The following is a 24,594-nucleotide window of genomic DNA, read 5'->3' on the forward strand; positions in this document are numbered from 1 at the left end:
GCCCACGGTGGGGCGCGCGTCGTCGCTGCCGTGCTAAGCCGGCGCCGCGCCCTGGGTCGCCGTATAGACGGCATACAACGACTGGCTGGCCGCCATGAACAGGCGGTTGCGCTTGGGACCACCGAAGCAGATGTTGCCGCAGACCTCCGGCAGCCGGATGCGACCGATCAGCCGGCCTTGCGGCGTCCATACCGTGACGCCGTTGTAGCCCACGCTGCGGCCGGCGTTGCTGGAGCACCAGAGGTTGCCGTCGACGTCGGCACGCACGCCGTCGGGGCCGCACTTCACGCCATCGATCGTGAAGTTGCCAAAGAGCTTGCCGTTGTGGAGCTTGTTGTCGGTACCGACGTCGAACACGTACATGTCGCCCTTGCCGCCGGCGACGGTGTCGCCCGGCCCCTGCCCGGTGCTGACGACATAGAGCTTCTTGAAGTCGGGCGAGAAGCACAGGCCGTTCGGGTCCGGCACCAGGTCTTCGCCGGCGACCTGCGTGAGCGTTCCGCTCTTGTCGAGGCGGTAGACCGCAGTCGGCAGTTCGCGCTTGTAGAAGCCGATCTCCGGCGGCTGCCCGAGCCTGGGGTTCAGCCGGCCGGCCTTGTTCGCGGGTCCGCCCGCGGCATCGACCGTGCCCTCGTAGAGCTGGGCGCCGTAGGGCGGGTCGGTGAACCAGTAGCTGCCGTCGGGATGCGGGACGACGTCGTTGGGCGAGTTGAGCCGCTTGCCGTTGAAGCTCGACGCGAGGACGGTCACCGAGCCGTCGAGCTCGTAGCGCACCACGCGCCGCGTCAGATGCTCGCAGGACAGCTGCCTTCCCTGGTAGTCGAAGGAGTTGCCGTTGCTGTTGTTGGACGGCGAGCGGAACACGCTGACATGGCCGTCGTCCTCGCTCCATCGCAGTTGGCGATTGTTCGGGATGTCGCTCCAGACCAGAAAGCGGCCGACCGAATTCCATGCCGGTCCTTCGGACCACAACGCGCCGGTCCATAGCCGCTGGATCGGGGCGTTGGGCTGGCGCAGGCCATCGAACACCGGATCGACGGTGAGCACATCGGGATCGGTGAAGTAGGTGGTGGGAGCCCCGCGCGCACTGAAGTCGCGCGGCGGCTGGGTGATGGTGCTCTGCGGCGCCGCCGGGCCGCCCGCGGCGGCCTGTGCATGCGCCCATCGCGGCAGGACGATGGAGGCGCCTACCGCGGCGCCCACGCCGCGAAGAAGCCGGCGGCGTAGTACCGAACTGTTCACTACGAAATCGATTTTTTCCTGTGCCACAACCCACTCCATGAAACCGATGGAAGAAGCGTTGGAGAACGCGAGTTCGCAAAGCCGGTCGCATGCTACGAAAGGAGCGGGCATCGATCTGCTCGAACTCGATCGCCGCCGGCTCAAGCATGGCCACCGCGCAGAGGTCGAAAAGGTCACGAGCCTTGGCCTGATCGCCACGATGCCACATTTTCTTGGCGATGATCTCGGCGGACGTCTCCACACGAATCGGACGCCCATCGTACTCAGCAATCTCAAAGTTCGGCACGGTCAGCGGAGCGCCGACGACAACATCAATCTCTCCGTCCGGGAACTGAAGCTTGATGAACTCGGCGTTCTCCTCGTACTCGCTTGTGCAGCGTGCCGAAGTGATCGCGGTGCGCAAAATAGCTCAGAGGCGAGCGAGTTCCGCCACGGCGGCGGCGAAAGCCTGGGGCGCCTCCTGGGGCAGGTTGTGCCCGATCCCGCCGCTGACCACGCGATGTTCGTACCTGCCCGAGAACTTCCCGGCGTAGGCGCTCGCCTCAGGATGCGGTGCACCGTTGGCATCGCCTTCGAAAGTGATCGTGGGGACGGTGATGACCGGGGCCTTGGCGAGCCGGTTCTCCAGGTCGTCGTACTTCGATTCGCCTTCGGCCAGGCCGAGCCGCCAGCGGTAGTTGTGGATCACGACGGCGACATGGTCCGGGTTCTCCAGGGCAGCAGCGCTGCGGTCGAAGGTGGCATCGTCGAAGGCCCATCTGGGAGAAGCGATCTGCCAGATCAGTTTCGAGAAGTCGTGCCGGTTCTTCTCGTAGCCGGCACGGCCGCGCTCGGTGGCGAAGTAGTACTGGTACCACCACTGCAGTTCGGCTTTCGGTGGCAAAGGAGCCTTGCCCGACTCCCTGTTGCCGATCAGATAACCGCTGACGGAGACAAGGGCCTTGACGCGCTCCGGCCACAAGGCTGCGAGGATGCAGGCCGTCCGAGCGCCCCAATCGCAGCCGCCGACAGTGGCCTGCTGGATCTTCAGCGCATCCATCAACGCAATGATGTCAACGGCCAGCACCGCCTGTTGACCGTTGCGAGGCGTCTCGCTGGAAATGAATTGCGTCGTGCCATAGCCGCGCACATACGGGACGATGACTCTGTACCCCTGCGAGGCCAGGATCGGCGCAACCTCGGCATAGGTATGGATGTCGTAGGGCCAGCCATGCAAAAGCAGGATCGGTGCGCCGTTCGCAGGCCCCAGTTCCGCATAGCCGATGTTCAGCACGCCGGCCTCGATGCTCTTGAGTGGCTCGAGGCGCTTGAGCGGCCTCGACGCGGCGCGCGTCTGTGCGAAAGCTGGAACGCCTGCCGCGAACTGGGAGGTAACGACACCGATGGCCGCTTTCTCCAGAAATGAGCGGCGGGGCAATTTGTTTGGATCGGACATCGGGAAATCCTGGTGGGTGAAGAAGGGTTCTCCCCTGGATCGGGAGTGCGGTGTTGCGCAAGCTCAACGCGTGCGGCGGTCCGCGCGCACCAGTTCGAGCACCGCGTCCGCAAACGCCCCTGGCGCCTCTTGCGGCAGGTTGTGTCCCGCCCCCGGTATCACGCGGTGTGTGCGTGGCCCGGTGAACTTCGCCGCCTGGGCCGAACCGTCGGTCGGGCCATGGGCGCTGTCGTCGGAGCCGTCCAGTGTCACCGTCCGCACCGGTATCGCGGGCAGCGATGCAAGCCTGCGATCGATCTCGGCATAGGCGGGGTCTCCCTTGACTGCGCCGAATCGGTGGCGGAACGAATGGATGGAGACATCGACGTGGTCGGGGTTGTCGAACGATCCGGCGGTGCGCGCAAAGGTCGCGTCGTCGAAGCGCCAGGTCGGGGACCACTGCTTCCAGAAGAACCGGTTCATCTCGCGGCGGTACTTTGTGTAGCCGGCGCGCCCTCTCTCGGTCTGGAAGTAGAACTGCCACCAGAGCGGAATCTCGCTTTCGGGCAGCGCCGGAACCAATGCCGCGGACGGTTCCGTGAAGGCATAGCCGTTGCCCGACACCAAGCCCGCGCAGCGCTCGGGCCAGAGGGCGGCCACGGCGCTGGCCGCCTTGCCGCCCCAGTCGTATCCCGCCAGCACCGCACGCGGCAACGCCAATGCATCGAGCAGCGCCAGCAGGTCCGCGCCGAATGCCGCGAATTCGCCCGAACGCAGCGTGCCTGCATTCAGGAAGCGCGTGGGGCCGAAGCCGCGCAGATAGGGAACGATCACGCGGCAACCCGCGGACGCGAGGAGGGGGGCGACCTCCGCGTACGCCTCGATGTCATACGGGAAACCGTGAAGCAGCACCACCGCGGGGCCGTCTGCCGGGCCTGCTTCGCAGTAGGCGATGTTCAGGACGCCGGCATCGACGTTCTTCAAGCGGCCCAGTGCGAGGGCGGGGAATCCGATGCCCTTCGCGAATGCCACGCTGCCGCCCAGCGCCAGGCCCAGTCCAGCGATGCCCGCACCCGCCACCGCGCCGCGCAGCAGTCCGCGCCGCACGAAGTCCATGCGGTCGTCCATGCGGGTCGGGGTTACTGAATCCGTCATCTGAATCTTTCCGTGCGTGTGTGAGGATCTTGATAGCCGCTTCGATCGTAGGTTTGAGCAGGGAGGGCTACTAGCCACGTGCGGGGCTGCACCGTGTTGAGCGACGGACATCAATCGGTTCGATGGCGTGATCCGAGCCGCTGGTCGCGACCGCAAGACAGCCTTGGCCGGTATGTACTTTCCAGCGCCAAGGTTTGTCGTGCGCAGGACTGCCGACAGCGCAGCGATGCCCTAACATCGCCTCCCGCCGCCGATCCAGCAAGCCCTCGAGTACAAGAACCATGAAGAAGCTCATCGCCGCCGCCATCACACTCGCCACGGCGTTCGTCACGTCGCTCGCGGCACATGGGCAGGATGCCCCGCTGGATCCCGACACGGGCCTGCCGTTGTCGCCGCCTTTCGATTTCCCCGAGCGGGGACCGGCCGCACCATTCTGGGCGAAGCGCCTCACCGGTTACTTCAAGACATCCGACGGAATCAGGCTGCGCTACAGCGTGCTCCTGCCGAAGGCATCGGGCAGGTTCCCCGTCATCTTGAGCATCAACGGGTACGACGCCGGCTCGATCGGAGGAACGCCCTATCTCCAGTACAAGACATCGATGTCCATCGAACTCGACAGGCGGCTTGTCGACGCCGGCTATGCGGTGATGGGCGTCAACGCCGCGGGCAGCGGATGCTCCGCAGGCCCGCTGGAGTACACGCGGCCACAGCTCGGAAGACACGGCGCCGAGGCCGTCGAGTTCGCGGCGTCGCAAGCGTGGTCCAACGCCAAGGTCGGCATGGTCAACTGGTCGTACGGTGGTTCTTCCCAACTGGCGACGGCGCAGCACCGGCCGCCGCACCTTCGGGCCATCGTGCCCGGCATGGTGTTGACGGACTTCCGCGACGCCTTGATGCCCGGCGGCGTGCCGGCGCCCGGCTTCATCACGCCGCTGCGCGGCTCCATGCGCGCCTACTGGGAGAAGGTGGTCGCGCAGACGGCAAGGGAAGAGGGCGATGCCGCCTGCCTGGCGCAGATCCCGAAGAACCTCGCGGCCGAAGACACGAACTCCGTGATGCACCTGTTCCTGTCGCATCCCTTGCGGGACGAGGGCATGAAGAGCTTCGACCTGGCGCCGCATGCCGACCGCGTGCAGGTTCCCGTGCTGTCGCTCGAAGCGTTCCAGGACCAGGCCATCACGCCGCGCAGCGGCTACTACCAGTCCCGGCTCGATCCCGCCAGGCTGTGGTCGGTGCAGACCAACGGCCGGCACGACATGTACCTGGCCGCGGATTTCCAGGCGATGGCCGTGCGTTTTCTCGACCGCTTCGTCAAGGGAGAGAACAACGGATTCGAGCGTGACACACCACGCACCACCGTATGGATGGAAAGCTCCGAAGCAGGCGGCAACGCACTGGAGCGGCGCGTTTCCGCCAGGGCCCGCTGGGTGGTGCAAAGAGGCTCGATCCGCAGCGATGACCTGGCCGTCAAGGCGTTCCACCTGGGTGCGGGCCAGACCCTCGCCGATGCCCCTGGCTCCGGCGCTGCCGATAGCTTCGACTACCCGGGCGCCGGTGTGGCCGTCAACGACATTGCGGGAAGCAGCTTCTGGGGCCCGCTGCCTGGCGACTGGAAGACCACGGGCGTGGCCTACACATCGCCGCCATTGGATGAGGACATGATGGTCTACGGACCGGGCAGCGCCGACCTCTGGGTCACGGCCGGCGCCGGCGACGCCGACCTGCAGGTCACCGTCACGGAACTCCGGCCGGACGGGCAGGAGATCTATGTCCAGCGCGGCTGGCTGCGCTTGTCGAACCGCGCCCTGGACACGGCGCGCTCGACCCCGCTGTTGCCCGTTCGGCTCGAACGGCCGGAGCAGCCGATGCCGCTGCTGCCGGGCCGGCCGGTCCTCGCCCGCGTCGAGATCCACAAGATGGGCCACTACTTTCGCGCCGGCTCGCGGCTGCGGATCTGGATCGACACGCCCGCACAGACCGGTGGCCTGGTGTTCGACACCTTCACGCAGAAGCAGCGCGTCCATGTGCTGCACAACGCCAGGTACGACTCCGTGGTGCGGCTCGGCGTGCTGAAGGACGTGAAGGGACCTGCAGGCTATCCGGCGTGCGGCGAGACGATCCTGCAGCCGTGCCGGCCGGACCCGCTGGCCATTCGCTGAGCACGGACAGATGTCCATGCCCTACAACCCGGCGCTCGACGGCGTTCGCGCGCTGTCCATCCTCGCGGTCGTGCTGTTTCACTGCGAAGTCCCCGGTGCGCGCGGCGGCTTTATCGGGCTGGACGTTTTTTTCGTTCTTTCCGGCTATCTCATCACTTCGCTGCTGACGGCGGAATACCGTCATGGCGGCATCGAGATCGGCCGCTTCTATGCGCGCCGGGCGTTGCGCTTGTATCCGACGCTGCTGCTCATGGTTGCGGTCTACGTGGGGCTGGCCCCCATCCTCTGGCCGGCGGACGATCGCTGGCTGTCCGCCGTGCTCGCCGCACTCTACGTCTACGACTATGCGCTGGCCTTCCGGGAGCTGGCCTACACCATCGGCCACACATGGTCCCTCGGCGTGGAAGAAAAGTTCTACCTGCTGTGGCCTCTCGTGCTGCCGCTCTTTCTGCGAACGCGGCGTCCGGTCGGATGGCTGGTGTCGGCATTTTTGGCAGTGACTGCATGGCGGTATTTCGTGGCCATGAACTGGACCTGGCAGCAGGCGTATTTCCGTTTCGACACGCGAATGAGCGGCATCCTGCTCGGGGCCATTGCGGCACTGGCCCATTTCAAGGTGTCGAAGCACGCGCTCGCCATGGCTTGCATGGCGCTGCTGGTCCTGATCGCCCTGCCTTCGCTGCCGACGAGCGACCAGGTCCAGGCGGTCACGCTGCGCATCACATCGGCGGAGTTGTCGGCCTTCGTGCTGATCTGCTTTGCCGCAGAACATGGGCGAGCGGCATTCCTCGCGTCGCGGCCCATGGCCTACATCGGCAGGCTGTCCTATGGCATCTATCTCTGGCACTTCCCCTTGGCTTTGCTGCTGCGCAGTACGCAGCCGTTGTGGATCACGCTGAGCGCGACCCTTGCGTTCTCGTTCACGATGGCGGCGATCTGCCTGCATCTGGTGGACACGCCTCTGAAGAGATGGCGCCAGAAGGCATGGCCCTTCAGGCCAGCGCCATGCCACCGTCGACCTTCAGGTTGACGCCCGTGACGAACACGCTGTCGTCGCTCGCCAGGAACAGCGCCGCTTGCGCCAGGTCATTCGGCTGGCCCAGGCGACCCAACGGGATCGCTGCCGCCATGCGCTGGTCGAAATCAGGCCGTGCGGATTCCGTGATGCCCAGCTTTGCGAGGATCGGCGTGTCGACCGGGCCGGGGCTCAGCACGTTGACCCGGATGCGGCGGTCCTTGAGCTCGAGTGCCCAGTTGCGTGCAAAGGCCTCGATGGCGGCCTTGCTGCCGGCGTAGACCGCGTGGTTGTCCATCACCTTGCTGCCGGCGATCGAGCTCGTGAGGATGATCGAGCCGCCGTCGCGCATGAACGGCAGTGCCTTGGTCACGCCGAAGAACACCGCGCGTGTATTGGTGGCGAACTGCGCGTCGTAGTTGTCCACGGTCACGGCAGAGGACGGCTCGAGAATCGCCGTTCCCGCATTCGCCACATAGATGTCGATGGCGCCGAACCGTGCCTTCACCGCGGCGAGCAGGCGGTCGTGCATTGCAAGGTCGGCCACGTCGCCGACGAAGCCCATCGCGTCCGGACCGATGCGCGCCAATGCCGTGTCCACGGCGTCCTGGCGGCGTCCTACGACGACGACGCGGGCGCCTTCCGCCGCGAAAGCCTGGGCGCACGCCAGGCCGATGCCGCTGTTGCCTCCGGTGATCACCGCCACTTTGCCAGAGAGCTTTTGCATGATGCTTTTCCTTGTTCAACGAAGAGAGTAGCCTTCAATCTAGGTTGTTCACCTGCACTTCAGTAGTGGGCAAGAATGAAAACACTTGTGCCCCGGAGTCTTCAATGAATGTTCTCGACCAGGCGCCCGGATTGGTGGCCTTTGCCAGCGCCGTGGAGGCCGGCTCGTTCAGTGCGGCCGCGCGGACGCTGGGGACGTCGCCCTCGGCGGTCTCCAAGAGTGTGGCGCGGCTGGAGCAGCGCTTCGGCGTGCGGCTCTTCCAGCGCTCCACGCGGATGCTGTCGCTCACGCAGGAGGGCGCTGCGTACTACGAGCGCATCGCGCCGCTGCTGCGCGCGCTCGACCAGGCCGGCGACGCGATGCGGCCCGCCGGCATTGCGCAGGGCGTGCTGCGCATCACGGCGCCCGGAGACCTCGGGCGCATCCTGCTGGAGCCGGTGATCGGCAGGTTCCTGCCCAGGCACCCGGAGCTGAAGCTCGAGATGAGCCTTGCCGACCGCCATGTCGACCTGATCCGCGAGGGCTACGACATCGCCATTCGCGCGGGGCAGGTGGCCGACTCCGACCTCACGGCGCGGCGCCTTGCCGACCTGCCGCTCGTGCTGGTGGCGTCGCCCGTGTATCTGGCGCGCCGCGGCACGCCCGATTCGATCGAGGCCCTGCACAGCCACGCGCACGTGCGCTACATGCTGGGCGGCAAGGCGTTTCCGATCCGCTTTGCCGATGGCAGCGTGTTGAACCCGGCCGGCGTATTCGACACGGACAACAGCGTCGCGCTGCGCATCGCGGCACTTGGCGACCTGGGCATCGTGCAGATCCTGCGCCTGTTCGTGCAGGACGACATCGACGCCGGCCGGCTGGTGCCCGTGCTGCCGTCGCAGCCGTTGCCGCTCGTGACCGTCTCGGCCCTGCATGCCTTCGGGCGCCAGGCGCCGGCGCGTGCGCGGCTTTTCATCGAGTTCCTTGCGGCGGAACTCGAAGGGTTGTCCTGAGGCAGGGGCGCCTTAGAGACCCAGCGCCCTTGCCACGCCCGCCCCATAGGCCGCATCGGCCTTGGCGCAGTTGCCGATGTGGCGGCGCTTGATGAACCCGGGCGCATCGCCCATGGCGCGCGCCGTGTTGTCGAACAGCACCTGCTGCTGCGCCGGCGTCATCAGGCGGAACAGGTCGCCGGGCTGCTTGTAGTAGTCGGCATCGTCCTCGCGGAAATTCCAGAAGTCCGCATCGCCGCGCAGCTTGAGCGGCGGCTCGCGGTAGCCGGGCTGCTCCTGCCACTGGCCGAAGCTGTTGGGCTCGTAGTGCGGCGCGGCGCCGTAGTTGCCGTCCACCCGGATCGCGCCGTCGCGGTGGTTGCTGTGCACCGGGCAGCGCGCGGCGTTCACCGGGATCTGGTGGTGGTTCACGCCCAGGCGGTAGCGCTGCGCATCCGAATAGGCGAAGAGGCGCGCCTGCAGCATCTTGTCGGGCGACACGCCGATGCCGGGCACCAGGTTGCTGGGCGCGAACGCGCTCTGCTCCACGTCGGCGAAGAAGTTCGCGGGATTGCGGTTCAGCTCCATCACGCCCACCTCGATCAGCGGGTAGTCCTTCTTGGGCCAGACCTTGGTCAGGTCGAAGGGGTGGTAGGGCACCTTCTCTGCATCGGCTTCGGGCATCACCTGCACGGAGAGCGTCCACCTGGGGAAGTCGCCGCCCTCGATGGCTTCGAACAGGTCGCGCTGGTGGCTCTCGCGGTCGCCGCCGACCAGGGCCGCGGCCTCGGCATCGGTGAGGTTCTTGATGCCCTGCTGCGTCCGGAAGTGGAACTTGACCCAGAAGCGCTCGTCCTGCGCATTGACGAAGCTGTAGGTGTGCGAGCCGAAGCCGTGCATGTGGCGGTAGCTGGCCGGGATGCCGCGGTCGCTCATCACGATGGTGACCTGGTGCAGCGCCTCGGGCAGCAGCGTCCAGAAGTCCCAGTTGTTGGTGGCGCTGCGCAGGTTGGTGCGGGGGTCGCGCTTGACGGCCTTGTTCAGGTCCGGAAACTTGCGCGGGTCGCGCAGGAAGAACACGGGCGTGTTGTTGCCCACCAGGTCCCAGTTGCCTTCTTCCGTATAGAACTTGAGCGCGAAGCCGCGGATGTCGCGTTCGGCATCGGCCGCGCCGCGCTCGCCGGCCACCGTGGTGAAGCGCGCGAACATCTCGGTCTTCTTGCCCACGGCGCTGAAGAGCTTGGCGCGGGTGTACTGCGTGATGTCGTGCGTGACGGTGAAGCTGCCGAAGGCGCCGGAGCCCTTGGCGTGCATGCGGCGCTCCGGGATGACCTCGCGGTTGAAGTTGGCGAGCTTTTCGAGCAGCCACACGTCCTGCATCAGCAGCGGGCCGCGCGCGCCGGCCGTGAGGCTGTTCTGGTTGTCGGGCACGGGGGCGCCGAAGGCGGTGGTCAGGGAGGTTTTGCGCGGGGTGTCGGATGAATCGCTCATGGAGGGGCTTTCTCAACGCAGGGAAGGGGAGCGCCGATGGAGCGCGGCGCCGGTCTGTGAGTTCCTAGGCGGCGACTGCAACGATGCTCGTGATGCCGTTGCGGGCCATCTTCGCATAGGGACAAAATCTTTCCGTGCTGCGCACCAGTTCTTCGGCCACGCATTTCTCGACGTCGGGCAAATGGATCCGCACATCGGCGGTGAGCACGAAGAGTCCGTCGACGGGGTCGCGCCCGAAAACGACGGACGCCTCCACGGTGGCGTCATGAACCGGAATCTTCTTCTTCGCGGCCAGCAGGTTCAACGCCCCATGGAAGCATGCGGCATAGGCCGCCGCGAACAGCTGCTCCGGGTTGGTGCCGCCACCGCCGCCTCCCAGCGCGGCCGGAAGCCGAAGCTCCAGGTTCAGGTTGCCGTCGTCGGAGCGCGCCACGCCCGAGGCCCGTCCGTGCTCCGCTTCGCCGCCGCTCACCGTGACGACGGTCGAATAGATCGGCTCGAATTCCTGCCCCTTGTACCTGTCGAGCAGCGTGACGGGAGGCGGTTGCAGCGGGCTGGATTGCGCGGCTTGTGCTGCAGAAACTGGGGTTGTATCTCTCGGCGTGGGCATTCCGGGCTTCTGTTCAATGGTGTTGCGCAAGAGCACGCTCAGGCGGCAGGGGCTTCGAGTTCGAAAGCCGCACTGATGATGAGACCCAGCTCGTCGCCGATCATCGGGAGCGCGGCGGTCACGCCGTAGTCGCTGCGGCGGATGCGGCCCCGGATGTCGAAGCCGACCGTGTAGACCTGCTTTGCCGGATTCATGCCGGCGCCGACGAAGCTCACGTCGAATGTGGCGTTGCGCGTCACGCCGTGCAGGGCGAGGGCGCCGGCCACCTGGAATGAATTCGCAGCCAGGGAAAGCGGCGCGGCAAAGTCGAAGGAGACCAACGGAAACCGCTCGGCGTCCAGCCAGTCTCGGCTTTTGAGTTCGCCATCCAGGATGGGGCTCGTGGTCCTCACGTTGGCGACGGGCACGGACACCGCGAGCCGCGTGTCGCTGCCGTGTGCCGACAGCGGAATGTCGAGCGTGCCGCAAGGGCCCGTGAATTCGCCGAAATAGGTCGAGATGCCGAAGTGCGACACCCTGAACAGCACCTGCGAATGTGCGGGATCGACGACGTAGCGTCCGCGGCTGATGTCGGCCAGGTTCGTCGAGGCGAGTGTGGAGAGTACGGAGCTGTCGGGCATGGCGTCATCAGGATGGGAGAGGAGGGCCGTGGGGCAGGAACCCCCGGCCGCATCCCGATGTGGCCGAAGGTGGTCTTTGTGTCAGCGTGCCGGCTTGGGCAGCGCGAACCAGGCTTCGAAGCCGAGCGCGCCGATGCGCGGGTTGGGGCCCGGCACTAGCGTTTCGTCCTTCAGCTCCGCACCGAAGTAGCGCGCGTGCACGTCCTGGACGACCTTGCGCGGATCGCTGGTCTTGGCGAGAAAGCGCTGCACCAGGTCGGACAGGCGAACGCGCTCGGGGCCGGCAATCTCGACCACGCCATTCACCGGCTTGCCCAGGGTGTAGTCGGCCACGGCAGTTGCGACGTCGTCCGATGCGATCGGCTGCACGAAGGCCGGCGAGAGGCGCACGGTGTCGCCGTCGGTGCCCGACTGCGCAATGCCGCCGAGGAATTCGAAGAACTGCGTCGAATGGACGATGGTGTAGGGAATCTTCGATTCGCGGATCAGCTTTTCCTGCGCGATCTTGCCGCGGAAGTAGCCGCTTTCGGAGAGGCGGTCGGTGCCGACCACCGACAGCGCGACGTGGTGCTTCACGCCGGCCACGGCTTCCGCGGCCAGGAGGTTGCGCCCCGAGGTCTCGAAGAATTCGAGCACGGCCTTGTCCTCGAACGAAGGCGAGTTGGCCACGTCCAGCACCACCTGCGCGCCCTTGAGGGCCTCGGCCAGGCCTTCGCCGGTGATGGTGTTGACGCCCGATGCGGGCGATGCGGCAACGACCTCATGGCCGGCTTCGCGCAGCTTGCTGACGACCTTGGAGCCGATGAGGCCCGAGCCGCCGATGACGACGATCTTCATGGTGATTTCCTTTGGCCCGCAAGGGGCTGGTTGGTTGGCGAAGGTGGTTCCCGGCGGCGCGGATCAGGCGAGCTTTGCCTTGTCCAGGCCGAAGACCTTGTCCGAGGCGCCGGGCACGCTCTTGAAGCCGATGTTCAGGCGGCTCCATGCGTTGGTGGACATGATGAGGAAAGTGAGGTCGGAGATTTCCTTCTCCGACAGCTGCGTGCGCACGCGCTCGTAGATGTCGTCGGGCACGCCTTGCTCGGGCAGCCTGGTCAGCACCTCGGTCCAGGCCAGCGCCGCACGTTCGCGCGGAATGAACAGCGTCGATTCGCGCCATGCGGCCAGGTGGTACAGGCGCAGCTCGCGCTCGCCCTGGATCCTGGCCTGCTTGACGTGCATGTCCAGGCAGAACGCGCAGCCGTTGAGTTGCGAGGTGCGGATCGACACCAGGTTGCGGATCGGCTCTTCGATGGCGCCTTCCTTGATCGCGTTGAGGAACTCGACGAACTTCTTGAAGAGTTCGGGCGATTGCTCGACATAGTTGACACGTTGGGTCACGACTAACTCCTGGAATGGGTGGCGGATGCCTGGACTCGGAACGGCTGAGTCATCCGTCTTGCGAAGACCGCGCAGACAGGAGGTAGCGTAGGTTGGAGAAGGTGCCGCCGGTAGCCATGTGCGGGGCTTCACGGTGTTGCCCAACGCGCAACAATCCGGCCAGGGACTCGGCATGTTTCCGAAATGGCACCAGCCGAAGGCGAAATCCGGCGCGGCTGCGTCCTAGAATTTTTTGGACGCTTGCGGCAATGCGGCGTCCTCCATTCACTTTCGGAAAGTCCATCAAATGATCAAGCACATCACCGTCATGACGGCCGCCTTCCTGGCCGCGGCGAGCGTCTTCGCGCAATCGGCGGAGAACCAGGCCGTCACCGACAGCAAGCCCCAGGTGCGGGCCCAGGCCAGGGTGGCGGCCAAGGCGCCAGGCAGGGCCGCCGTGGCCTCGGGCGACACGGTCAAGACCGCCGAAGGCGGCGCAATCGGAACCGACACGGCCGCCATTGCCGGCGAGAAGCGCCACCAGACGCGCGATACGCGCAAGCCGAATCGCCGCAAGCCCGTTCCCGGCGGCACGCCCGAGTGAAGCTGCGAATCGCCTGAGGCCCATCGCAGGAAGCCCGCCAGTCACTCACTGGCGGGCTTCGTCGCATGGGACCTTCAGGGGGCACTGGCTGCCGCAAGGGCGCGGCCGCGGACCATGTCTTCGATTGCGCGCAGCACATCGGCCGGCTCTGCGCGCTTCCGGATGTCCTCCTCGATGTGGGCGAAACGGATGCGGCCATCCTCATCGATCACATAGGTCGCCGGAACCGGCAACACCCACAGGCCGTTGCCGTTCAGGACGGGAATGTCGGTGCCCACCGAGCCGTAGAAGCTGACGAGCTCGGGCGGGAGCGTGAAGGCCAGCTCGAAGCCGCTGGCGGCTTCGAGGTTGGAATCGCTGAGCACGGTGAACGTGAACTGGTTGTCCTCGGCCGTACGCATCGAATGGTCGGGCGTCTGCGGCGAGATCGCCAGGAGCGTGGCGCCGAGCCGCGCCAGGTCGTCCGCCCGCTGGTGCCAGGCCCGCAGCTGGAGGCTGCAGTAGCCGCACCAGCCGCCGCGGTAGAACACCAGCACGAGCGGGCCCTTGCGCCATTCGTCCGACAGTCGGACCAGGCGGCCGGCACCGTCCGGCAGGGTCGCGTCGGGCGCAAGGTCGCCGGCGCGCTTGGCACGGGCGGCGATGCCCGTGGCGTCGAACACCGCATCGGCGGCGCTGTCAGACGAGCTTGTGGTCGACATAGCACCATCTCCAGGATTCGCCGGGCTCCGCGGACTGAATGACCGCATGGCCGGTTTCGTGGAAGTGGCCGGTCGCGTGCTTTCCCTGCGAGGAGTCGCAACATCCGACGTGGCCGCAACTGAGGCACATGCGCAGGTGGACCCAGCGGCCGCCGGAACGCAGGCATTCCTCGCAACCTGTGGTGGTTGGCGTGACCGGGCGGACCTGCTCCAGGTGGGGGCAGCCGGCGGTCATGCGCACACCTTTGCATGCAAGGGGGTGAGGGGGGCGGAATTTTTCATGGCGTTTGCAGGTTGTGTATCTACAGATCGAGCCGGATCGCGCCATTGCTGACATAGCGCGAGAAATTCTGGAAGGGAATGGCCGCCTGGCCGCGGTAGTTTTCGTCCTGCCAGCTGAAGACCGTGTCCATCCGCGAGACCTCGATCTCCACGAGGCCCCGGCGCACTTCGAGCTCGGCGCCGTCGCCTTCGCTGTACTCCACCAGCCCGACCACTTCGGCGTTCAGCGTGGTGGCCAGGTTGTCGCGGATCCGTTCGTTCAGGCGCATCAATTGATCGGGCGCGCTGTGCGCGCGCTCGGTGCGTGGCGCCAGGCCTTCCTCCATCACGAGGGCCGCATGCACGCCCTCGTCGGCATGCATCCGGCGAACGAAGGCCGTCAGGTTTTCGAAGCCGTGCAGCCCGACCTTCGTGCCGATGGCCCAGCGCAGCATCACGAAGTGGTACGCGTCGGCAATGGAGCGCCGGCCCGTGAGCCATTCGCGGCCTTCGAGCTGCGCGTCGAGCCGCCCAAGGTACTCGCGCACGTGGCCGCGCGCCGTGGCGGCCAGCTGCGCCGCCAGGCCGTCGTCCGGCAGATAGCGCTCGGGAAAGAAGATCGGCCTGAACGCCTTGTGCACATCGGAGTTCAGGAAGCCGAGCCAGCGCATGACCTCCGCCCGCGCGCGCGGCGAACCGTCGCCCGCCAGCTGCAGCTGCGGATGCAGGTCCGCGAGGTAGCCGAGGATGGCGACGTTCTCGCTCAGCGTGAAGTCGCCGTGCACGAGCAGCGGCACCACGCCGGCCGGGTTGAGCGCCAGGTACTCCGGCATCTTGATGCTGCGGCGGTCCATGCGCACCGCCTCGTAGGGCTGGCCGGACCACTCGAGCACGATGTGGTCGGCCAGTGCGCTGGCTCCGGGCATGTAGAAGAGTTTCATGGCAGAGGTCCTGTGTACTTGTGCCGGCCCCCTGTTGCAGGAAGCAAGGGATGCCTTCCACCCGCCGCGTCGCTGTGTTGCTGGTCGGATTTACGCGGGGACACCGCGCCGACGTGAGTCTGTCCCGTGCACGAACGGGTGGAAAGTGCACGCCTCATTACAGCCGCCTCGGCGATCTGACACCCGTCATCTTCGTTGCGGCGGGTGGAATGCAACCGGTGGGTTATTTCACTGGAATGAAGAACTCGGCACCCTTGTTCTTCACGAGCATGACGACGAACTTCGCAGGCTTGGTCTTGCTCGCGTTGCGGCCGACGGTGTGGATGTCGTCGGGGCCTTCGTAGAAGGTGTCGCCGGCCTTCAGCGTCACTTCCGTGCCGCCCTTCACGCCCATCACGATCGAGCCTTCGAGCACGTAGACGTAGCTGTGGGCGTCGTGGCGATGCACCGGATCGACGGCGCCCGGCGGATAGTCCACCGTGATCATCAGCACTTCCTTGCCGGGGATGTCCTTCATCTCCTGGGTCATCAGCGGCGTCACCTTGGCGTCCTTGGGCGTGCCGTGCGAAGCGGCGTTCTGGGCCGTTGCTGCGCCCGCGGCGAACAGCAGTGTCAGTCCGATGCTTCTTGCAATCTTGATCATGGTCTTGCCTTCTTTGATGCGATGGATGAATCGTAGGATCGGGTGGCACGGCGCGGTAGGCCTGTGCGATGGATCACGGTGTTGTCCGCAAGGCACCAATCGCGCCTTGGCTGTGCAGCCCGCGTTCAGGCCGGTGGCTCGCCTTCCACGGGCTCGAAGCGCGCTCCGCCTTCGAGGGTGCGGTGAACGGGGCATCGCTGCGCCATGTCGAGCAGCTGTGTGCGTTGCGCCTCGGTGATGGCGCCGTCGATCGACACCCGCCGGCTGAAGACGTCGGGCGGGGAGATTGCCTTGTCCTTGCAGTGGTTGACCGCGGTGCGGATGCGCGTGACCGGCCAGCCCTTGCTGTCGGCGTAGTGGCGCAGCGTCATGGTCGTGCAGGCGGCGAGCGCGGACGACAGCAGGTTGTAGGGCGTCGGGCCCGAACCGAGCCCGCCCACCGTCTCGGGTTCGTCCGCGAGCCAGCGCGAGCCGCCCGAGCGCAGCGCGAGCTGGAATTTTCCGAGGCCCGTTTCTTCTGCCTCAGCGTCCGCCGCAACCGGGCGGCCGGCGGGCGGTTCGGGCAGGTAGCGGTCCGCCCAGGTTGCGATGAGGCGCGCGACCTGCTCGGCGTCCTCGCGCTTCGACAGCAGGTGGTCCGCATCGTCGAGCGAGACGAAGCTCTTGGGATGCCTCGCTGCCAGAAAGATGCGCGTGGCGTTCTCGATGTCGACCGTGTGGTCCTGCGGCGCATGGAGCAGCAGCAGCGGCCGGTGCAGGGCCGCGATGCGCGCCCCCGGGTCATGCGTGCGCAGGTCGTCCACGAAGGCCTTGCCGACCGCCATCGGCCGTCCGATCACCTGGACCAGCGCCTGTCCCTCGGTCTGGAGGCGCGCAAGACCCGCGGGGTCCAGCAGGTGCAGCACCTGCGCCACATCGAACGGCGCGGCAATGGTCGCGATGGCGTGCGCGCCCGCAATGCGGTCCGCCGCAGCGAGCATGGCGGAGCCGCCGAGGCTGTGGCCGATGAGCAGGCGGGGCGGCATGCCGGCGGCCTCCATGGCGCTGGCGGCCGACACCAGGTCCTGCACGTTCAGCGAGAAGCTCGCGTCGGCGAAATTCCCCTCGCTGCCGCCCAGCCCGGTGAAGTCGAAGCGCAGCACCCCGATCCCCACGCTGGCCAGCGTCCGCGCGATGCGCACGGCCGCGAGGTTGTTCTTGCCGCAGGTGAAGCAGTGCGCGAACAGCGCCCAACCCCGCGGGATGCCCTCCGGCATTTCGAGGCTGCCCGACAGGCGGTGTCCGTTCCGGTTGAGGAATTCGAAGGGGCGGGTAGGCACGGAGCGTGTTCCTGGCGCTCAGGCTTCGAGCGCGGTCGAGTCGCGCCAGCACAGCGCCGAGAGCACGGCGCCTTCGCCGTCGATCTCGAACTCTTCGGGCAGCGGCCCGTCGATGCGTTCCAGTTGCACGGCGTCCGCCAGCCGCTCGCGCAGGTCGCGCGCCCACCGGCTGCCATGGGCCATCCAGGCGGGGCTGATCTCGTCGCCGTCTGGCGAGGGTTCCAGCAGCACGATGACGCGCAGCATGGGCTCGTCCGCCGCGCGGATCGCCCACAGGCGCCGCACGGCGGGCTGTTCTGCGTACCAGCGGGCAAGTGCGCTCGACGTGGCGCAGCCCGGTGGGGTGGCTTCGAGGGAAGAGGCCAGCGAGAGTCTCATGGCGTACCCCGGCTTACTGCGGCATGCTGCGCTCGGCGTCCAGCGCGGCTTGCACGCCGGCGTCGGCGTCCATCATCCGGGCGAAGCGCGCGAGGTTGTCCAGGCCCTGCATGTCGACCTTCTTGGCCGCCGACCAGCGCGAGAGCACGAACAGGTACGGGTCCGCGATGGACCGTTCGCCAGTCAGCCAGTCGCGCCCCTCGAGCTGGCCGTCCAGCCGCGCGAGGTATTCGCGCACATGGCCGCGCGCGTTGTCCGCAAGGAGGGGCGCCATCGCCGCGTCTTTGAGGAAGCGCTGCGGCGTGAAGATCGGCTTGAACGCCTTGTGCACGTCCGAGTTGAGAAAGCCCAGCCAGCGCATGACCTCGGCGCGCGCTCGCGGCGAGCCGTCGCCCAGCAGGCGCGCCTCGGGGTACAGGTCGGCCAGGTAGCCGAGGATGGCGACGTTCTCGGTGAGCGAGAGATCGCCGTGCGCCAGCAGCGGCACCGTGCCGCCCGGATTGATGGCAAGGTAGTCGGGCGACTTGATGCTGTCCAGGCTCATGCGAACCGGCTCGTGGTCGGCGCCGATCCACTGGAGAACGATCAGGTCGGCGAGGGAGCAGGCGCCGGGCATGTGATAGAGCTTCATGAGAGATTCCGTTAGATCGATGCGACGATGCTAGGCAGGCGTGCGCAGCAGCGGTAGGCATGCGCCGGGGCGCACCGTGTTGCCGCGGGCGCACCAATCGCGGGGCGGCGCGCCGATGCATTGGTGCGCGCAGGGCAACACCGCGGTCACGCCCCGGCACCTGGCGCCGCCGGCAGGGCGCTCCTACGATCCCCGGTGAACCCGACACCTGGAGCACGCATGCCATCGACCGAACACGGCGAGTCCGACGGCGACGCCGGCCTCCTGCGCCATTCACTGGCCGATGTGCACGGCCCGGCCCACCGACAGCCCCAGCACGCACATCGCCAGGCACAGCACCAGGCAGGCCGCGAGCGGCATCGTCCAGTTGCCCGCGGCTTCGTGCAGGAAGCCGACCAAGGTCGGGCCGACAGCCGCCAGCAGGTAGCCGATGCATTGCGACATGCCCGAGAGCGACGCGGCGAGCTGCTGGCTGCCCGCGCGCAGTCCGACGAAGGCCAGGCTCAGGATCAATGCCGATCCCATGCCCATGCCGAAGGCGAAGATCCACAGCGGCGTCAAGGCGGGCAGGGCCAGCAGGCCCGCCAGGCCGCAGGCACTGAGTGCGGGCGACGCGAAGGCGATCCAGCGCTGGTCGGGCATCCGGTGCAGCAGCGGCATCAGCAGCAGCGCAGGCACGGCCCCCGCCAGCTGCATCCACCCATGCAGCGTGCCGGCGCGGGCGCTCGAGAAGCCGACCTCCTGGAGGATCGAAGGCAGCCAGGCAATCGCCGCGAAGTAGATGAAGCAGGTGAGGCCCAGGTACCCCGCCACCTGCCAGGCCAGCGAGGCCTTCCACACCGACGGCCCCCGCGCACCCGTGGCAAGGCCGGGCGCCGACACCGTGCGAAAGCGCAGTTGCGGCAACCACAGCAACGCAGCGACGAGCGGCAGCACGGCCACGGTGCCCAGCGAGGCGGGCCACCCGGCACCCAGCGCATGGTCCAGCGGCACGGCCACGGCCGATGCGATGCCGGCGGCGGCGATCATTGCCAGTGCATAGCAGGCCGTGAGCTTCGCCACATGGCGAGGAAAGTCCCTTTTGAGCAAGCTGGGCAGCAGCACGTTGGCGACGGCAATCGCCCCCCCGATCACGCAGGTGCCCGCGAAAAGTGCCGACACCGTGCCGGCCGAGCGCACGCCGATGCCGGCGACCAGCAGGGCCAGCGACGCGAAGAGCACGCGCTCCAGGCCGAACCGGTGCGCCAGTGGCGCCGCCAGCGGCGACACCAGGGCGAACGCGAGCAGCGGCAGGGTGGTCAGCAGGCCGGCTTGCGAGGCGTTGAGCGCAAAGCTTTCGCGCACGGGTTCGAGCAGGGGCCCGAGCGTGGTGATCGGTGCCCTGAGGCTGGCTGCGATGAGCAGGATGCCGGCGATGAGGAGCGCGGCGCGGGGTGAGGAATCTGCCGTTTGTGAGGAATGCATGGAGGTCCGAAGTAATGCGCAATGCCACCGATGAATCTAGTGTCGATGCGCGGATTCGAATGCCTGCAGGCCGACTGAATATGCGCAAATCCGGTCAAGATGAACGCCTGAGCACGCATCGCCAAGGCGCCTGGACCTTCGAATTCGACAAGATGGAGGCGCGCGTTGCCGCCGTGCGGATTCGCACCGAGGCGCTCGCGGAGGGATTGCCGGCGCACCAGCATCCGCAGGGGCAGCTGGCGATGGTGTTGCGCGGCACCGTGGCCTGCGAAGTGCCGGGTGCGCTGTGGATGGCACCGCTGCACGGTGGCTTGTGGATCCCCGGGGGCGTGCCCCACAGCCTGCGCGTTTCGGCGGAGGGGAATGTCTGCTTTCTGTTCGTGGAAGATGCCGCCGCGGCCATGCCGAAGACCTGCTGCTCGTTGAGCGTCAGCCCCTTGCTGCGCGAGCTCATTCTTTACCTGGCCGCCTTGCCCGAGGGCGCGCAGCGCGAGCCGCAGGCGCTGCGGCTGCATGCCGTGCTGCTGGACCAGCTGGCGCGCATGCCGACCGAAGCCATGCACCTGCCGGTGTCGGAGGAGCCGCGCCTGCGCCGCCTGATCGATGCGCTCATGCGCGACCCGGCGGACCGCACCACCGCAGCGCAGTGGGCCTCGCGCCTGGCCATGAGCGAGCGGACCCTGACCCGCCTCGTGCAGCTTGAAACGGGCATGTCCTTCGGCCGCTGGAGCCAGCGCCTGCGGCTGATCGTGGCGCTGCAGTGGCTCACGTCGGGCCTTTCGGTGCAGCAGGTGGCCCATGGCCTGGGCTACGACTCGGTGAGCGCCTTCATCGCCATGTTCAGGAAGGCCATGGGCCAGCCGCCCGCGCGCTATCTTGCGCGGCGCCGCTAGAACCTGCGCGCGTACCGCAGCTGAATGAAGTTCTCGCCGGGGTTCGGGTGCTTGATGCCGGCGTTCGAGAAATGCTCGAGGCGCAACGCGATCTCGTGCTGCCGTTGCGCGCCGAAGCTGCGGCCGACCGCCAGGTGGGTGCTGAAGTTGAAGCTCGTCGAAAAGCTCTTCTGCCGGGTCCTGTAGACCGACGAGGTGGCGGTCACCCCCACCCCGGTTTCGAAGAACCACGGCGAAGCGCCATCCGCGGGGCGATAGCGCAGCACGGGAATCAACGCGAACTGCGACAGGTGCGAAAGCCCTGCCCGGTCCGTCGACTGGATCTGCCAGTACGCGTAGGAGGCTTCCAGATAGCTGCGGAGCTCGCCCGGGCCCAGCTGCCATCGGTAGGGGAGGTCCCAGGTCAGCCCCGCGGTCAGCGTGCGGGTCCCGTGCGCCGAGCCGAACTGGGTGAAGAGAGAGGAGGGTGGGTGCAACGGCGTGTCGGCGCGCGCCACCTGCGAAATGCAGGCGCCGATGCCGAGAAGGACCAGGGCCGCGCCATGTCGCTTGCGGCGCAGTTGCGGCAGCCGGAGGTTGAGGCGGAAAGTTCGATCGGACATTTGATTTGCGGATGCATCGAGCGGCAAGGGCCTCGCGGCGGCGTCGAATGCATGAAAGGCTCAGAGGTTCAGGGGCGATGCATGCCGGCCGATGGCGAGGCCCGGCCCACGGTGAATGCAAGCGCGGCATCGACAGGCGCAGCCGCCGGCGCATCTGCGGGCGTTTCGAAGCGCCCGCCAAGGCGATTGCCCGCCGGGTCTTCGAGGGTGCCGCGCGCGATGAGCCGGTATTCGCCTGCGCGCCATGGGGCATGCGGCGTGAACGTCCAGGTGCGCTCGCCGTCTTTCAGCCGGGCTTGGCCACTCACGCGCCGGCCCTGCGGGTCCGCGATTGCGATGTAGTCGGCGTCCCGGCCATCGATGGCGCCATCCAGCGTCACGACGAGCGCCTGCCTCGATGCGGCGCGCACGGACGACAGGCGCCATGCCGACACCGCCGGACCGCTCGTGTCCGCGGGCCCGACGCGCCAGTGCTGGATGGGACGGCCGTCCAGCGTCAAGCTCACATCGTCCCCGTCGACCAGGATCGGCCCCAGGACCTCACGCGCGTTCAGGCCCGTCTTGACGCGGCCTGGATGCATCAGCACGGTCAGGATCCGGCCGTCGGGCGACCAGAGTTCCTGCTCGAGAAACGGTTGCACGAGCGGCTTTCCGTCGGGGCGCAGCAGCGCGAGCCTTGGCAGCACCGGGCCTTCGATCCGCGCCGCGAACTCGATGGACAGGCGCAGCAGGTTCGCCGGCACCTGGCCGGCGGACGGCTGGACGCGCACCCTTTGCGCAGCCGCGGTGGATGGCGTGGGTGGCGCGGCGTGCGAGGCGCCCAGCGCCACGGCGAGCGCCGCGGCGCCGCACAGTCGGCAAAGACGCACGGCTTACTCCGACGCCTTGATCAGGTCCGGGAAGCCTTCGTCCTTCAGCAGCATGTCCTGCCGCGGCTTGATGTTCTGCAGCTGGAAGTTGTCGCCCTTGAAGCTGTACTCCGCGAAGGCGTATTCCGAGACATGGTCGGTCAGCCGGAAGCTCAGTTCCTTGCCGATGGACACGAGCTGCAGCGCGTCCTTCTCGAGCCGGCGGCGCACGACCACGAACGATTTGTCGTCCAGGTTGTCCAGCCGCAGCGTGCCGGCCAGCGGCGCCTGCATCACCTCGACGCCCGCGAGCTGCCCGAAGGGCACCTGCTTGTCCATGCCGGGCCGCGAACCCGTGGCCTCCAGCTGCGACACGGGAATGACGTTGGACACGCGGTCGAAATTGGCCAGCAGCAGGAAGTCTTCGGTCTTGCCCTGCTCGGTGCGCGAGTAGGAGACCATGTCGGCCGGCGTGTTGCCGTAGCCGAGTTCGGCGACGGTCTTGCCGCGGATATGCGCACCGTCCTTCAGGTCGTCCAGCGGGATCGTCACGAGCGGCGTGCAGGTGTAGGCGGCCACCAGGTAGCTCTTGCCGCCCCAGCTCGCGAAGCTCATCGCACGGATCGGGGCGCGGGTCTCGATCAGGTTGTGGCCCGCGTGGTAAATCTCCACCGAGGTGATCGACTGCTTCGCGTCGAAGGGGTACTTCACGCGGCGCAGCGTCGAGGCGAAGTCCTGGTTGGAGAGGCCGGCCACGAAGAGTTCGCCTTCGCGCCACTTCATGTCGGTGACGGTGAAGCTGCGCTCGGGCGTCTCTTTCCAGAAGCTGTAGTCCGAGGTGGGCGCGTCGCGCAGCGCGACCGACGTCGAGGCCGCCGCCTTCAGGTCGACGCGGCGCGCCTTCTTGTCGCTGGTGACCAGGATGAGCGCCGGCGTCTTCGCGGCGCCGTAGCTCACAGCCACGTACACCTGCGCGGTGCCGGGCCGCACGACCATGTCCTCGACCCTGACCTTGGCGCCGCCCACCTGGGCCGAGAGCAGGCTCTCCAGGTCGAGGATGTTGAACGCCGTGCCCGCCGGCTGCTGCTGCGCCGCCGGCAGCGAGATCGCGTGGACGCGGGCGGCTTTCCAGTCGGCAACGAACAATACGTTGCCGGGGCCCGCGGCAAGGCGCGAGATGGACTTCACATCCGCCGCGGCGGCGTTGAGGGAAGCGCCGAGGCCGCAGGCCAGGGCGATGGTGATGGTGCGCAGACGCATGGGGGTTCCTTGAAGGGTGGGATGGACCCCATCGATCCTAGGAACGGCCGGCCCTCGGCGGTAGGCATGCGCGAGGGATCACGGCGTTGTCTGCAAGGCACCAATGCGTTCTCGGCCAGGCGCTCTTCAAAGGCTCGGCAGGGGCTTACCAGAGGCTCTCGAGCAGCGCGTCGAGCTTGAGGCTCGCGTTGTTGCCCAGGTCGGCCACTTCGTTGGGATAGTTCTTCTTCAGCAGCCGGGCCACCTCCGGCAGCTTTGCCTTGTCGAGGTCGAAGGCGCCGATGCGGTCCGGCAGGCCGAGCGCGCTGACCACGCCCGCGATCCGGTCGGCCAGCTGCGTGGCGGCATCCGCCTGCGCCGTGCGTGCACCGAAGATCTCGAGCTTGTCGCCGTAAAAATCTGCACAGGCGCGGATGACGGGCGCCAGGGTGATGCAGGAGGTCGCGCTGTGCGGCAGGCCGAAGGTGCCGCCCAGGATGTGGCCGATGCGGTGGCTGAGGCCGTAGATGACCGAGGCCGGCGAGAAGTAGCACTGCCAGGCCGCCAGCTGCAGCTGCAGCAGGTCGTCGGGCGTCACCAGCGCCTTGTCCAGCGCCTCGCGCGTCGCCATGGCGGGCGGCCACTTCTGCAGCACCTTCAGGAATCGCTCCAGGCCGCTGGCCGCCATGATCGCGTGCGGGTGCTCCTTCGTCACCTTGCGCATGCCCTCCACCGCATGGTCCATGCCCTTGATGGCGGAGGACAGCAGCAGCGCGCGCGGCGTGCCGGACACGAGCACGGGGTCGATCACCACCACCTTGGGCACCGTCTCGCGCACCGCGTAGCTGCGCTTGAATTTCTCCGGACCGTCCGTCTCGGTGATGCCGAAGTAGTGGGAGAACTCGGAGCCCGACAGCGTTGTCGGCAAGGCCGCGATGGGCAGGTAGCGCCCGGTCTTCTCATGGTGCAGGTGCGACACCGCCTTGGCCGCGTCGAGCACCGATCCGCCCCCCAGCGCCACGATCGACTCGGCCCCTGCGTGAAGGCAGGCGTCCAGGCCGCCTTGCACCGCCACGTCGGGCACGTGCGCCGGCAATTCCATGAAGCTGCCCACCGACTGCTTCAGGTTGGGCCGCACGCAATCCTGGTAGAGCTTTGTCAGCGGCTCGACGGTGAACGTCATCGGCCGATGGATGCCGTGGTCGCCGAGCCGTGCCACGGCGCCTTGCAGGATGTGCTGGCCCCAGAAAATGCCGTCTTGCGGCAAGCAATTCAAGTGATTCATCTCGATCGGCCTTGTGGAAGTC

The 24,594-nt window shown here is 67.3% G+C and carries 25 protein-coding genes and 2 pseudogenes; 5 read left to right on the forward strand and 22 right to left on the reverse strand.

Features of this window, described 5'->3' with window-relative positions; all coding sequences use genetic code 11:
- Nucleotides 1-33: 33 nt before the first annotated feature.
- The 4 genes and pseudogenes from ACAM58_RS28260 to ACAM58_RS28275 form a co-directional block, all read right to left on the reverse strand.
- On the reverse strand, nucleotides 34-1,281 hold the full coding sequence (locus ACAM58_RS28260; RefSeq protein ID WP_369664995.1) for an SMP-30/gluconolactonase/LRE family protein: 1,248 nt from the start codon (nucleotides 1,279-1,281) through the stop codon (nucleotides 34-36).
- A 139-nt stretch (nucleotides 1,282-1,420) separates the two neighbouring features.
- A pseudogene (locus tag ACAM58_RS28265) lies at nucleotides 1,421-1,645 on the reverse strand (nucleotidyl transferase AbiEii/AbiGii toxin family protein); the annotation flags it as partial.
- 6 nt (nucleotides 1,646-1,651) lie between these two features.
- The gene (locus tag ACAM58_RS28270; RefSeq protein ID WP_062364789.1) at nucleotides 1,652-2,677 is read right to left on the reverse strand and encodes an alpha/beta fold hydrolase; all 1,026 of its coding nucleotides are present in this window, start codon (nucleotides 2,675-2,677) and stop codon (nucleotides 1,652-1,654) included.
- Nucleotides 2,678-2,740: 63 nt separating this feature from the next.
- Entirely contained in the window at nucleotides 2,741-3,811 is a 1,071-nt protein-coding gene (locus ACAM58_RS28275) for an alpha/beta fold hydrolase (RefSeq protein ID WP_081247559.1), read from the reverse strand.
- 281 nt (nucleotides 3,812-4,092) lie between these two features.
- On the opposite strand from ACAM58_RS28275, the gene ACAM58_RS28280 reads away from it, so the two are divergent.
- Together ACAM58_RS28280 and ACAM58_RS28285 are read left to right on the forward strand one after the other, a co-directional pair.
- Complete coding sequence (locus tag ACAM58_RS28280) at nucleotides 4,093-5,970, forward strand: CocE/NonD family hydrolase (protein ID WP_369664996.1); 1,878 nt, start codon at nucleotides 4,093-4,095, stop codon at nucleotides 5,968-5,970.
- A gap of 16 nt (nucleotides 5,971-5,986) precedes the next feature.
- A complete protein-coding gene (locus ACAM58_RS28285; RefSeq protein WP_230537781.1) occupies nucleotides 5,987-7,000 on the forward strand; it encodes an acyltransferase in 1,014 nt (337 codons plus the stop codon).
- On the opposite strand, the gene ACAM58_RS28290 is transcribed toward ACAM58_RS28285, so the two are convergent.
- Nucleotides 6,963-7,712: an SDR family NAD(P)-dependent oxidoreductase gene (locus ACAM58_RS28290; RefSeq protein WP_015865498.1), complete on the reverse strand. Its 750-nt coding sequence runs from the start codon at nucleotides 7,710-7,712 to the stop codon at nucleotides 6,963-6,965. The two genes, ACAM58_RS28285 and ACAM58_RS28290, sit on opposite strands and share 38 nt — an antisense overlap.
- Nucleotides 7,713-7,816: 104 nt before the next feature.
- Here ACAM58_RS28290 and ACAM58_RS28295 point away from each other — a divergent pair, with 104 nt between their 5' ends.
- A complete protein-coding gene (locus ACAM58_RS28295) occupies nucleotides 7,817-8,704 on the forward strand; it encodes a LysR family transcriptional regulator (RefSeq protein ID WP_018904431.1) in 888 nt (295 codons plus the stop codon).
- Between the two features lie 12 nt (nucleotides 8,705-8,716).
- Here the strand turns inward: ACAM58_RS28295 and ACAM58_RS28300 are convergent, their stop codons facing one another.
- The 5 genes from ACAM58_RS28300 to ACAM58_RS28320 all read right to left on the reverse strand — a co-directional run bounded on the left by ACAM58_RS28300 (nucleotide 8,717) and on the right by ACAM58_RS28320 (nucleotide 12,784).
- Nucleotides 8,717-10,174, reverse strand: coding sequence for a catalase (locus ACAM58_RS28300; RefSeq protein ID WP_062364787.1), 1,458 nt, complete (start codon nucleotides 10,172-10,174; stop codon nucleotides 8,717-8,719).
- 64 nt (nucleotides 10,175-10,238) lie between these two features.
- On the reverse strand, nucleotides 10,239-10,784 hold the full coding sequence (locus ACAM58_RS28305; RefSeq protein WP_062364786.1) for an Ohr family peroxiredoxin: 546 nt from the start codon (nucleotides 10,782-10,784) through the stop codon (nucleotides 10,239-10,241).
- Between the two features lie 38 nt (nucleotides 10,785-10,822).
- The gene (locus ACAM58_RS28310) at nucleotides 10,823-11,404 is read right to left on the reverse strand and encodes a YceI family protein (protein ID WP_015865494.1); all 582 of its coding nucleotides are present in this window, start codon (nucleotides 11,402-11,404) and stop codon (nucleotides 10,823-10,825) included.
- A gap of 81 nt (nucleotides 11,405-11,485) precedes the next feature.
- Nucleotides 11,486-12,241: an SDR family oxidoreductase gene (locus tag ACAM58_RS28315; RefSeq protein WP_018904426.1), complete on the reverse strand. Its 756-nt coding sequence runs from the start codon at nucleotides 12,239-12,241 to the stop codon at nucleotides 11,486-11,488.
- Between the two features lie 63 nt (nucleotides 12,242-12,304).
- On the reverse strand, nucleotides 12,305-12,784 hold the full coding sequence (locus ACAM58_RS28320) for a carboxymuconolactone decarboxylase family protein (RefSeq protein WP_062364785.1): 480 nt from the start codon (nucleotides 12,782-12,784) through the stop codon (nucleotides 12,305-12,307).
- 286 nt (nucleotides 12,785-13,070) lie between these two features.
- Here ACAM58_RS28320 and ACAM58_RS28325 point away from each other — a divergent pair, with 286 nt between their 5' ends.
- Complete coding sequence (locus ACAM58_RS28325) at nucleotides 13,071-13,367, forward strand: hypothetical protein (RefSeq protein WP_062364784.1); 297 nt, start codon at nucleotides 13,071-13,073, stop codon at nucleotides 13,365-13,367.
- 74 nt (nucleotides 13,368-13,441) lie between these two features.
- On the opposite strand, the gene ACAM58_RS28330 is transcribed toward ACAM58_RS28325, so the two are convergent.
- The 8 genes and pseudogenes from ACAM58_RS28330 to ACAM58_RS28365 form a co-directional block, all read right to left on the reverse strand.
- Complete coding sequence (locus tag ACAM58_RS28330) at nucleotides 13,442-14,068, reverse strand: peroxiredoxin-like family protein (RefSeq protein WP_015865490.1); 627 nt, start codon at nucleotides 14,066-14,068, stop codon at nucleotides 13,442-13,444.
- Nucleotides 14,046-14,303, reverse strand: coding sequence for a UBP-type zinc finger domain-containing protein (locus tag ACAM58_RS28335; protein WP_015865489.1), 258 nt, complete (start codon nucleotides 14,301-14,303; stop codon nucleotides 14,046-14,048). The genes ACAM58_RS28330 and ACAM58_RS28335 overlap by 23 nt, the downstream gene beginning before the upstream one ends.
- A gap of 355 nt (nucleotides 14,304-14,658) precedes the next feature.
- Nucleotides 14,659-15,270 (reverse strand): annotated as a pseudogene (locus ACAM58_RS28340) (glutathione S-transferase family protein); the annotation flags it as partial.
- Between the two features lie 223 nt (nucleotides 15,271-15,493).
- A complete protein-coding gene (locus ACAM58_RS28345) occupies nucleotides 15,494-15,913 on the reverse strand; it encodes a cupin domain-containing protein (RefSeq protein ID WP_062364782.1) in 420 nt (139 codons plus the stop codon).
- A 125-nt stretch (nucleotides 15,914-16,038) separates the two neighbouring features.
- A complete protein-coding gene (locus ACAM58_RS28350; protein ID WP_062364781.1) occupies nucleotides 16,039-17,232 on the reverse strand; it encodes a bifunctional alpha/beta hydrolase/OsmC family protein in 1,194 nt (397 codons plus the stop codon).
- Between the two features lie 18 nt (nucleotides 17,233-17,250).
- Nucleotides 17,251-17,610, reverse strand: coding sequence for a hypothetical protein (locus tag ACAM58_RS28355; RefSeq protein WP_062364780.1), 360 nt, complete (start codon nucleotides 17,608-17,610; stop codon nucleotides 17,251-17,253).
- Nucleotides 17,611-17,623: 13 nt separating this feature from the next.
- Entirely contained in the window at nucleotides 17,624-18,241 is a 618-nt protein-coding gene (locus ACAM58_RS28360; protein WP_062364779.1) for a glutathione S-transferase family protein, read from the reverse strand.
- A 273-nt stretch (nucleotides 18,242-18,514) separates the two neighbouring features.
- Nucleotides 18,515-19,705, reverse strand: a complete 1,191-nt coding sequence (locus tag ACAM58_RS28365; RefSeq protein WP_062364778.1) for an MFS transporter — start codon at nucleotides 19,703-19,705, stop codon at nucleotides 18,515-18,517.
- 80 nt (nucleotides 19,706-19,785) lie between these two features.
- Between ACAM58_RS28365 and ACAM58_RS28370 the strand changes: the two genes are divergently transcribed.
- Nucleotides 19,786-20,598 (forward strand): helix-turn-helix domain-containing protein, encoded by an 813-nt coding sequence (locus ACAM58_RS28370; protein ID WP_062364777.1) that lies wholly within the window; start codon nucleotides 19,786-19,788, stop codon nucleotides 20,596-20,598.
- Here the strand turns inward: ACAM58_RS28370 and ACAM58_RS28375 are convergent.
- The 4 genes from ACAM58_RS28375 to ACAM58_RS28390 all read right to left on the reverse strand — a co-directional run bounded on the left by ACAM58_RS28375 (nucleotide 20,595) and on the right by ACAM58_RS28390 (nucleotide 24,572).
- Nucleotides 20,595-21,200, reverse strand: coding sequence for an acyloxyacyl hydrolase (locus tag ACAM58_RS28375; RefSeq protein WP_062364776.1), 606 nt, complete (start codon nucleotides 21,198-21,200; stop codon nucleotides 20,595-20,597). The two genes, ACAM58_RS28370 and ACAM58_RS28375, sit on opposite strands and share 4 nt — an antisense overlap.
- Before the next feature lie 68 nt (nucleotides 21,201-21,268).
- Nucleotides 21,269-22,069 carry a hypothetical protein gene (locus ACAM58_RS28380; protein WP_062364775.1) on the reverse strand — a complete coding sequence of 267 codons (801 nt, stop codon included), beginning with the start codon at nucleotides 22,067-22,069 and terminating at the stop codon, nucleotides 21,269-21,271.
- A gap of 3 nt (nucleotides 22,070-22,072) precedes the next feature.
- Nucleotides 22,073-23,308 carry a hypothetical protein gene (locus ACAM58_RS28385; RefSeq protein ID WP_062364774.1) on the reverse strand — a complete coding sequence of 412 codons (1,236 nt, stop codon included), beginning with the start codon at nucleotides 23,306-23,308 and terminating at the stop codon, nucleotides 22,073-22,075.
- A gap of 145 nt (nucleotides 23,309-23,453) precedes the next feature.
- Entirely contained in the window at nucleotides 23,454-24,572 is a 1,119-nt protein-coding gene (locus ACAM58_RS28390; protein ID WP_062364773.1) for an iron-containing alcohol dehydrogenase, read from the reverse strand.
- Nucleotides 24,573-24,594 lie beyond the last annotated feature (22 nt).

The sequence above is a fragment of the Variovorax sp. V116 genome, from assembly GCF_041154435.1.
GTDB classification, from domain to species: domain Bacteria; phylum Pseudomonadota; class Gammaproteobacteria; order Burkholderiales; family Burkholderiaceae_C; genus Variovorax; species Variovorax paradoxus.

What these genes read in the sequence shown, in the direction of transcription:
- ACAM58_RS28345 (WP_062364782.1), bottom strand. Translation starts at nt 15,913, where the DNA reads ATGATCAAGATTGCAAGAAGCATCGGACTGACACTGCTGTTCGCCGCG.
- ACAM58_RS28330 (WP_015865490.1), bottom strand. Translation starts at nt 14,068, where the DNA reads ATGTCGACCACAAGCTCGTCTGACAGCGCCGCCGATGCGGTGTTCGAC.
- ACAM58_RS28290 (WP_015865498.1), bottom strand. Translation starts at nt 7,712, where the DNA reads ATGCAAAAGCTCTCTGGCAAAGTGGCGGTGATCACCGGAGGCAACAGC.
- ACAM58_RS28365 (WP_062364778.1), bottom strand. Translation starts at nt 19,705, where the DNA reads ATGCATTCCTCACAAACGGCAGATTCCTCACCCCGCGCCGCGCTCCTC.
- ACAM58_RS28370 (WP_062364777.1), top strand. Translation starts at nt 19,786, where the DNA reads ATGCGCAAATCCGGTCAAGATGAACGCCTGAGCACGCATCGCCAAGGC.
- ACAM58_RS28295 (WP_018904431.1), top strand. Translation starts at nt 7,817, where the DNA reads ATGAATGTTCTCGACCAGGCGCCCGGATTGGTGGCCTTTGCCAGCGCC.
- ACAM58_RS28385 (WP_062364774.1), bottom strand. Translation starts at nt 23,308, where the DNA reads ATGCGTCTGCGCACCATCACCATCGCCCTGGCCTGCGGCCTCGGCGCT.
- ACAM58_RS28390 (WP_062364773.1), bottom strand. Translation starts at nt 24,572, where the DNA reads ATGAATCACTTGAATTGCTTGCCGCAAGACGGCATTTTCTGGGGCCAG.
- ACAM58_RS28325 (WP_062364784.1), top strand. Translation starts at nt 13,071, where the DNA reads ATGATCAAGCACATCACCGTCATGACGGCCGCCTTCCTGGCCGCGGCG.
- ACAM58_RS28360 (WP_062364779.1), bottom strand. Translation starts at nt 18,241, where the DNA reads ATGAAGCTCTATCACATGCCCGGCGCCTGCTCCCTCGCCGACCTGATC.
- ACAM58_RS28270 (WP_062364789.1), bottom strand. Translation starts at nt 2,677, where the DNA reads ATGTCCGATCCAAACAAATTGCCCCGCCGCTCATTTCTGGAGAAAGCG.
- ACAM58_RS28260 (WP_369664995.1), bottom strand. Translation starts at nt 1,281, where the DNA reads ATGGAGTGGGTTGTGGCACAGGAAAAAATCGATTTCGTAGTGAACAGT.
- ACAM58_RS28355 (WP_062364780.1), bottom strand. Translation starts at nt 17,610, where the DNA reads ATGAGACTCTCGCTGGCCTCTTCCCTCGAAGCCACCCCACCGGGCTGC.
- ACAM58_RS28275 (WP_081247559.1), bottom strand. Translation starts at nt 3,811, where the DNA reads ATGACGGATTCAGTAACCCCGACCCGCATGGACGACCGCATGGACTTC.
- ACAM58_RS28315 (WP_018904426.1), bottom strand. Translation starts at nt 12,241, where the DNA reads ATGAAGATCGTCGTCATCGGCGGCTCGGGCCTCATCGGCTCCAAGGTC.
- ACAM58_RS28300 (WP_062364787.1), bottom strand. Translation starts at nt 10,174, where the DNA reads ATGAGCGATTCATCCGACACCCCGCGCAAAACCTCCCTGACCACCGCC.
- ACAM58_RS28285 (WP_230537781.1), top strand. Translation starts at nt 5,987, where the DNA reads ATGCCCTACAACCCGGCGCTCGACGGCGTTCGCGCGCTGTCCATCCTC.
- ACAM58_RS28310 (WP_015865494.1), bottom strand. Translation starts at nt 11,404, where the DNA reads ATGCCCGACAGCTCCGTACTCTCCACACTCGCCTCGACGAACCTGGCC.
- ACAM58_RS28375 (WP_062364776.1), bottom strand. Translation starts at nt 21,200, where the DNA reads ATGTCCGATCGAACTTTCCGCCTCAACCTCCGGCTGCCGCAACTGCGC.
- ACAM58_RS28280 (WP_369664996.1), top strand. Translation starts at nt 4,093, where the DNA reads ATGAAGAAGCTCATCGCCGCCGCCATCACACTCGCCACGGCGTTCGTC.
- ACAM58_RS28305 (WP_062364786.1), bottom strand. Translation starts at nt 10,784, where the DNA reads ATGCCCACGCCGAGAGATACAACCCCAGTTTCTGCAGCACAAGCCGCG.
- ACAM58_RS28335 (WP_015865489.1), bottom strand. Translation starts at nt 14,303, where the DNA reads ATGACCGCCGGCTGCCCCCACCTGGAGCAGGTCCGCCCGGTCACGCCA.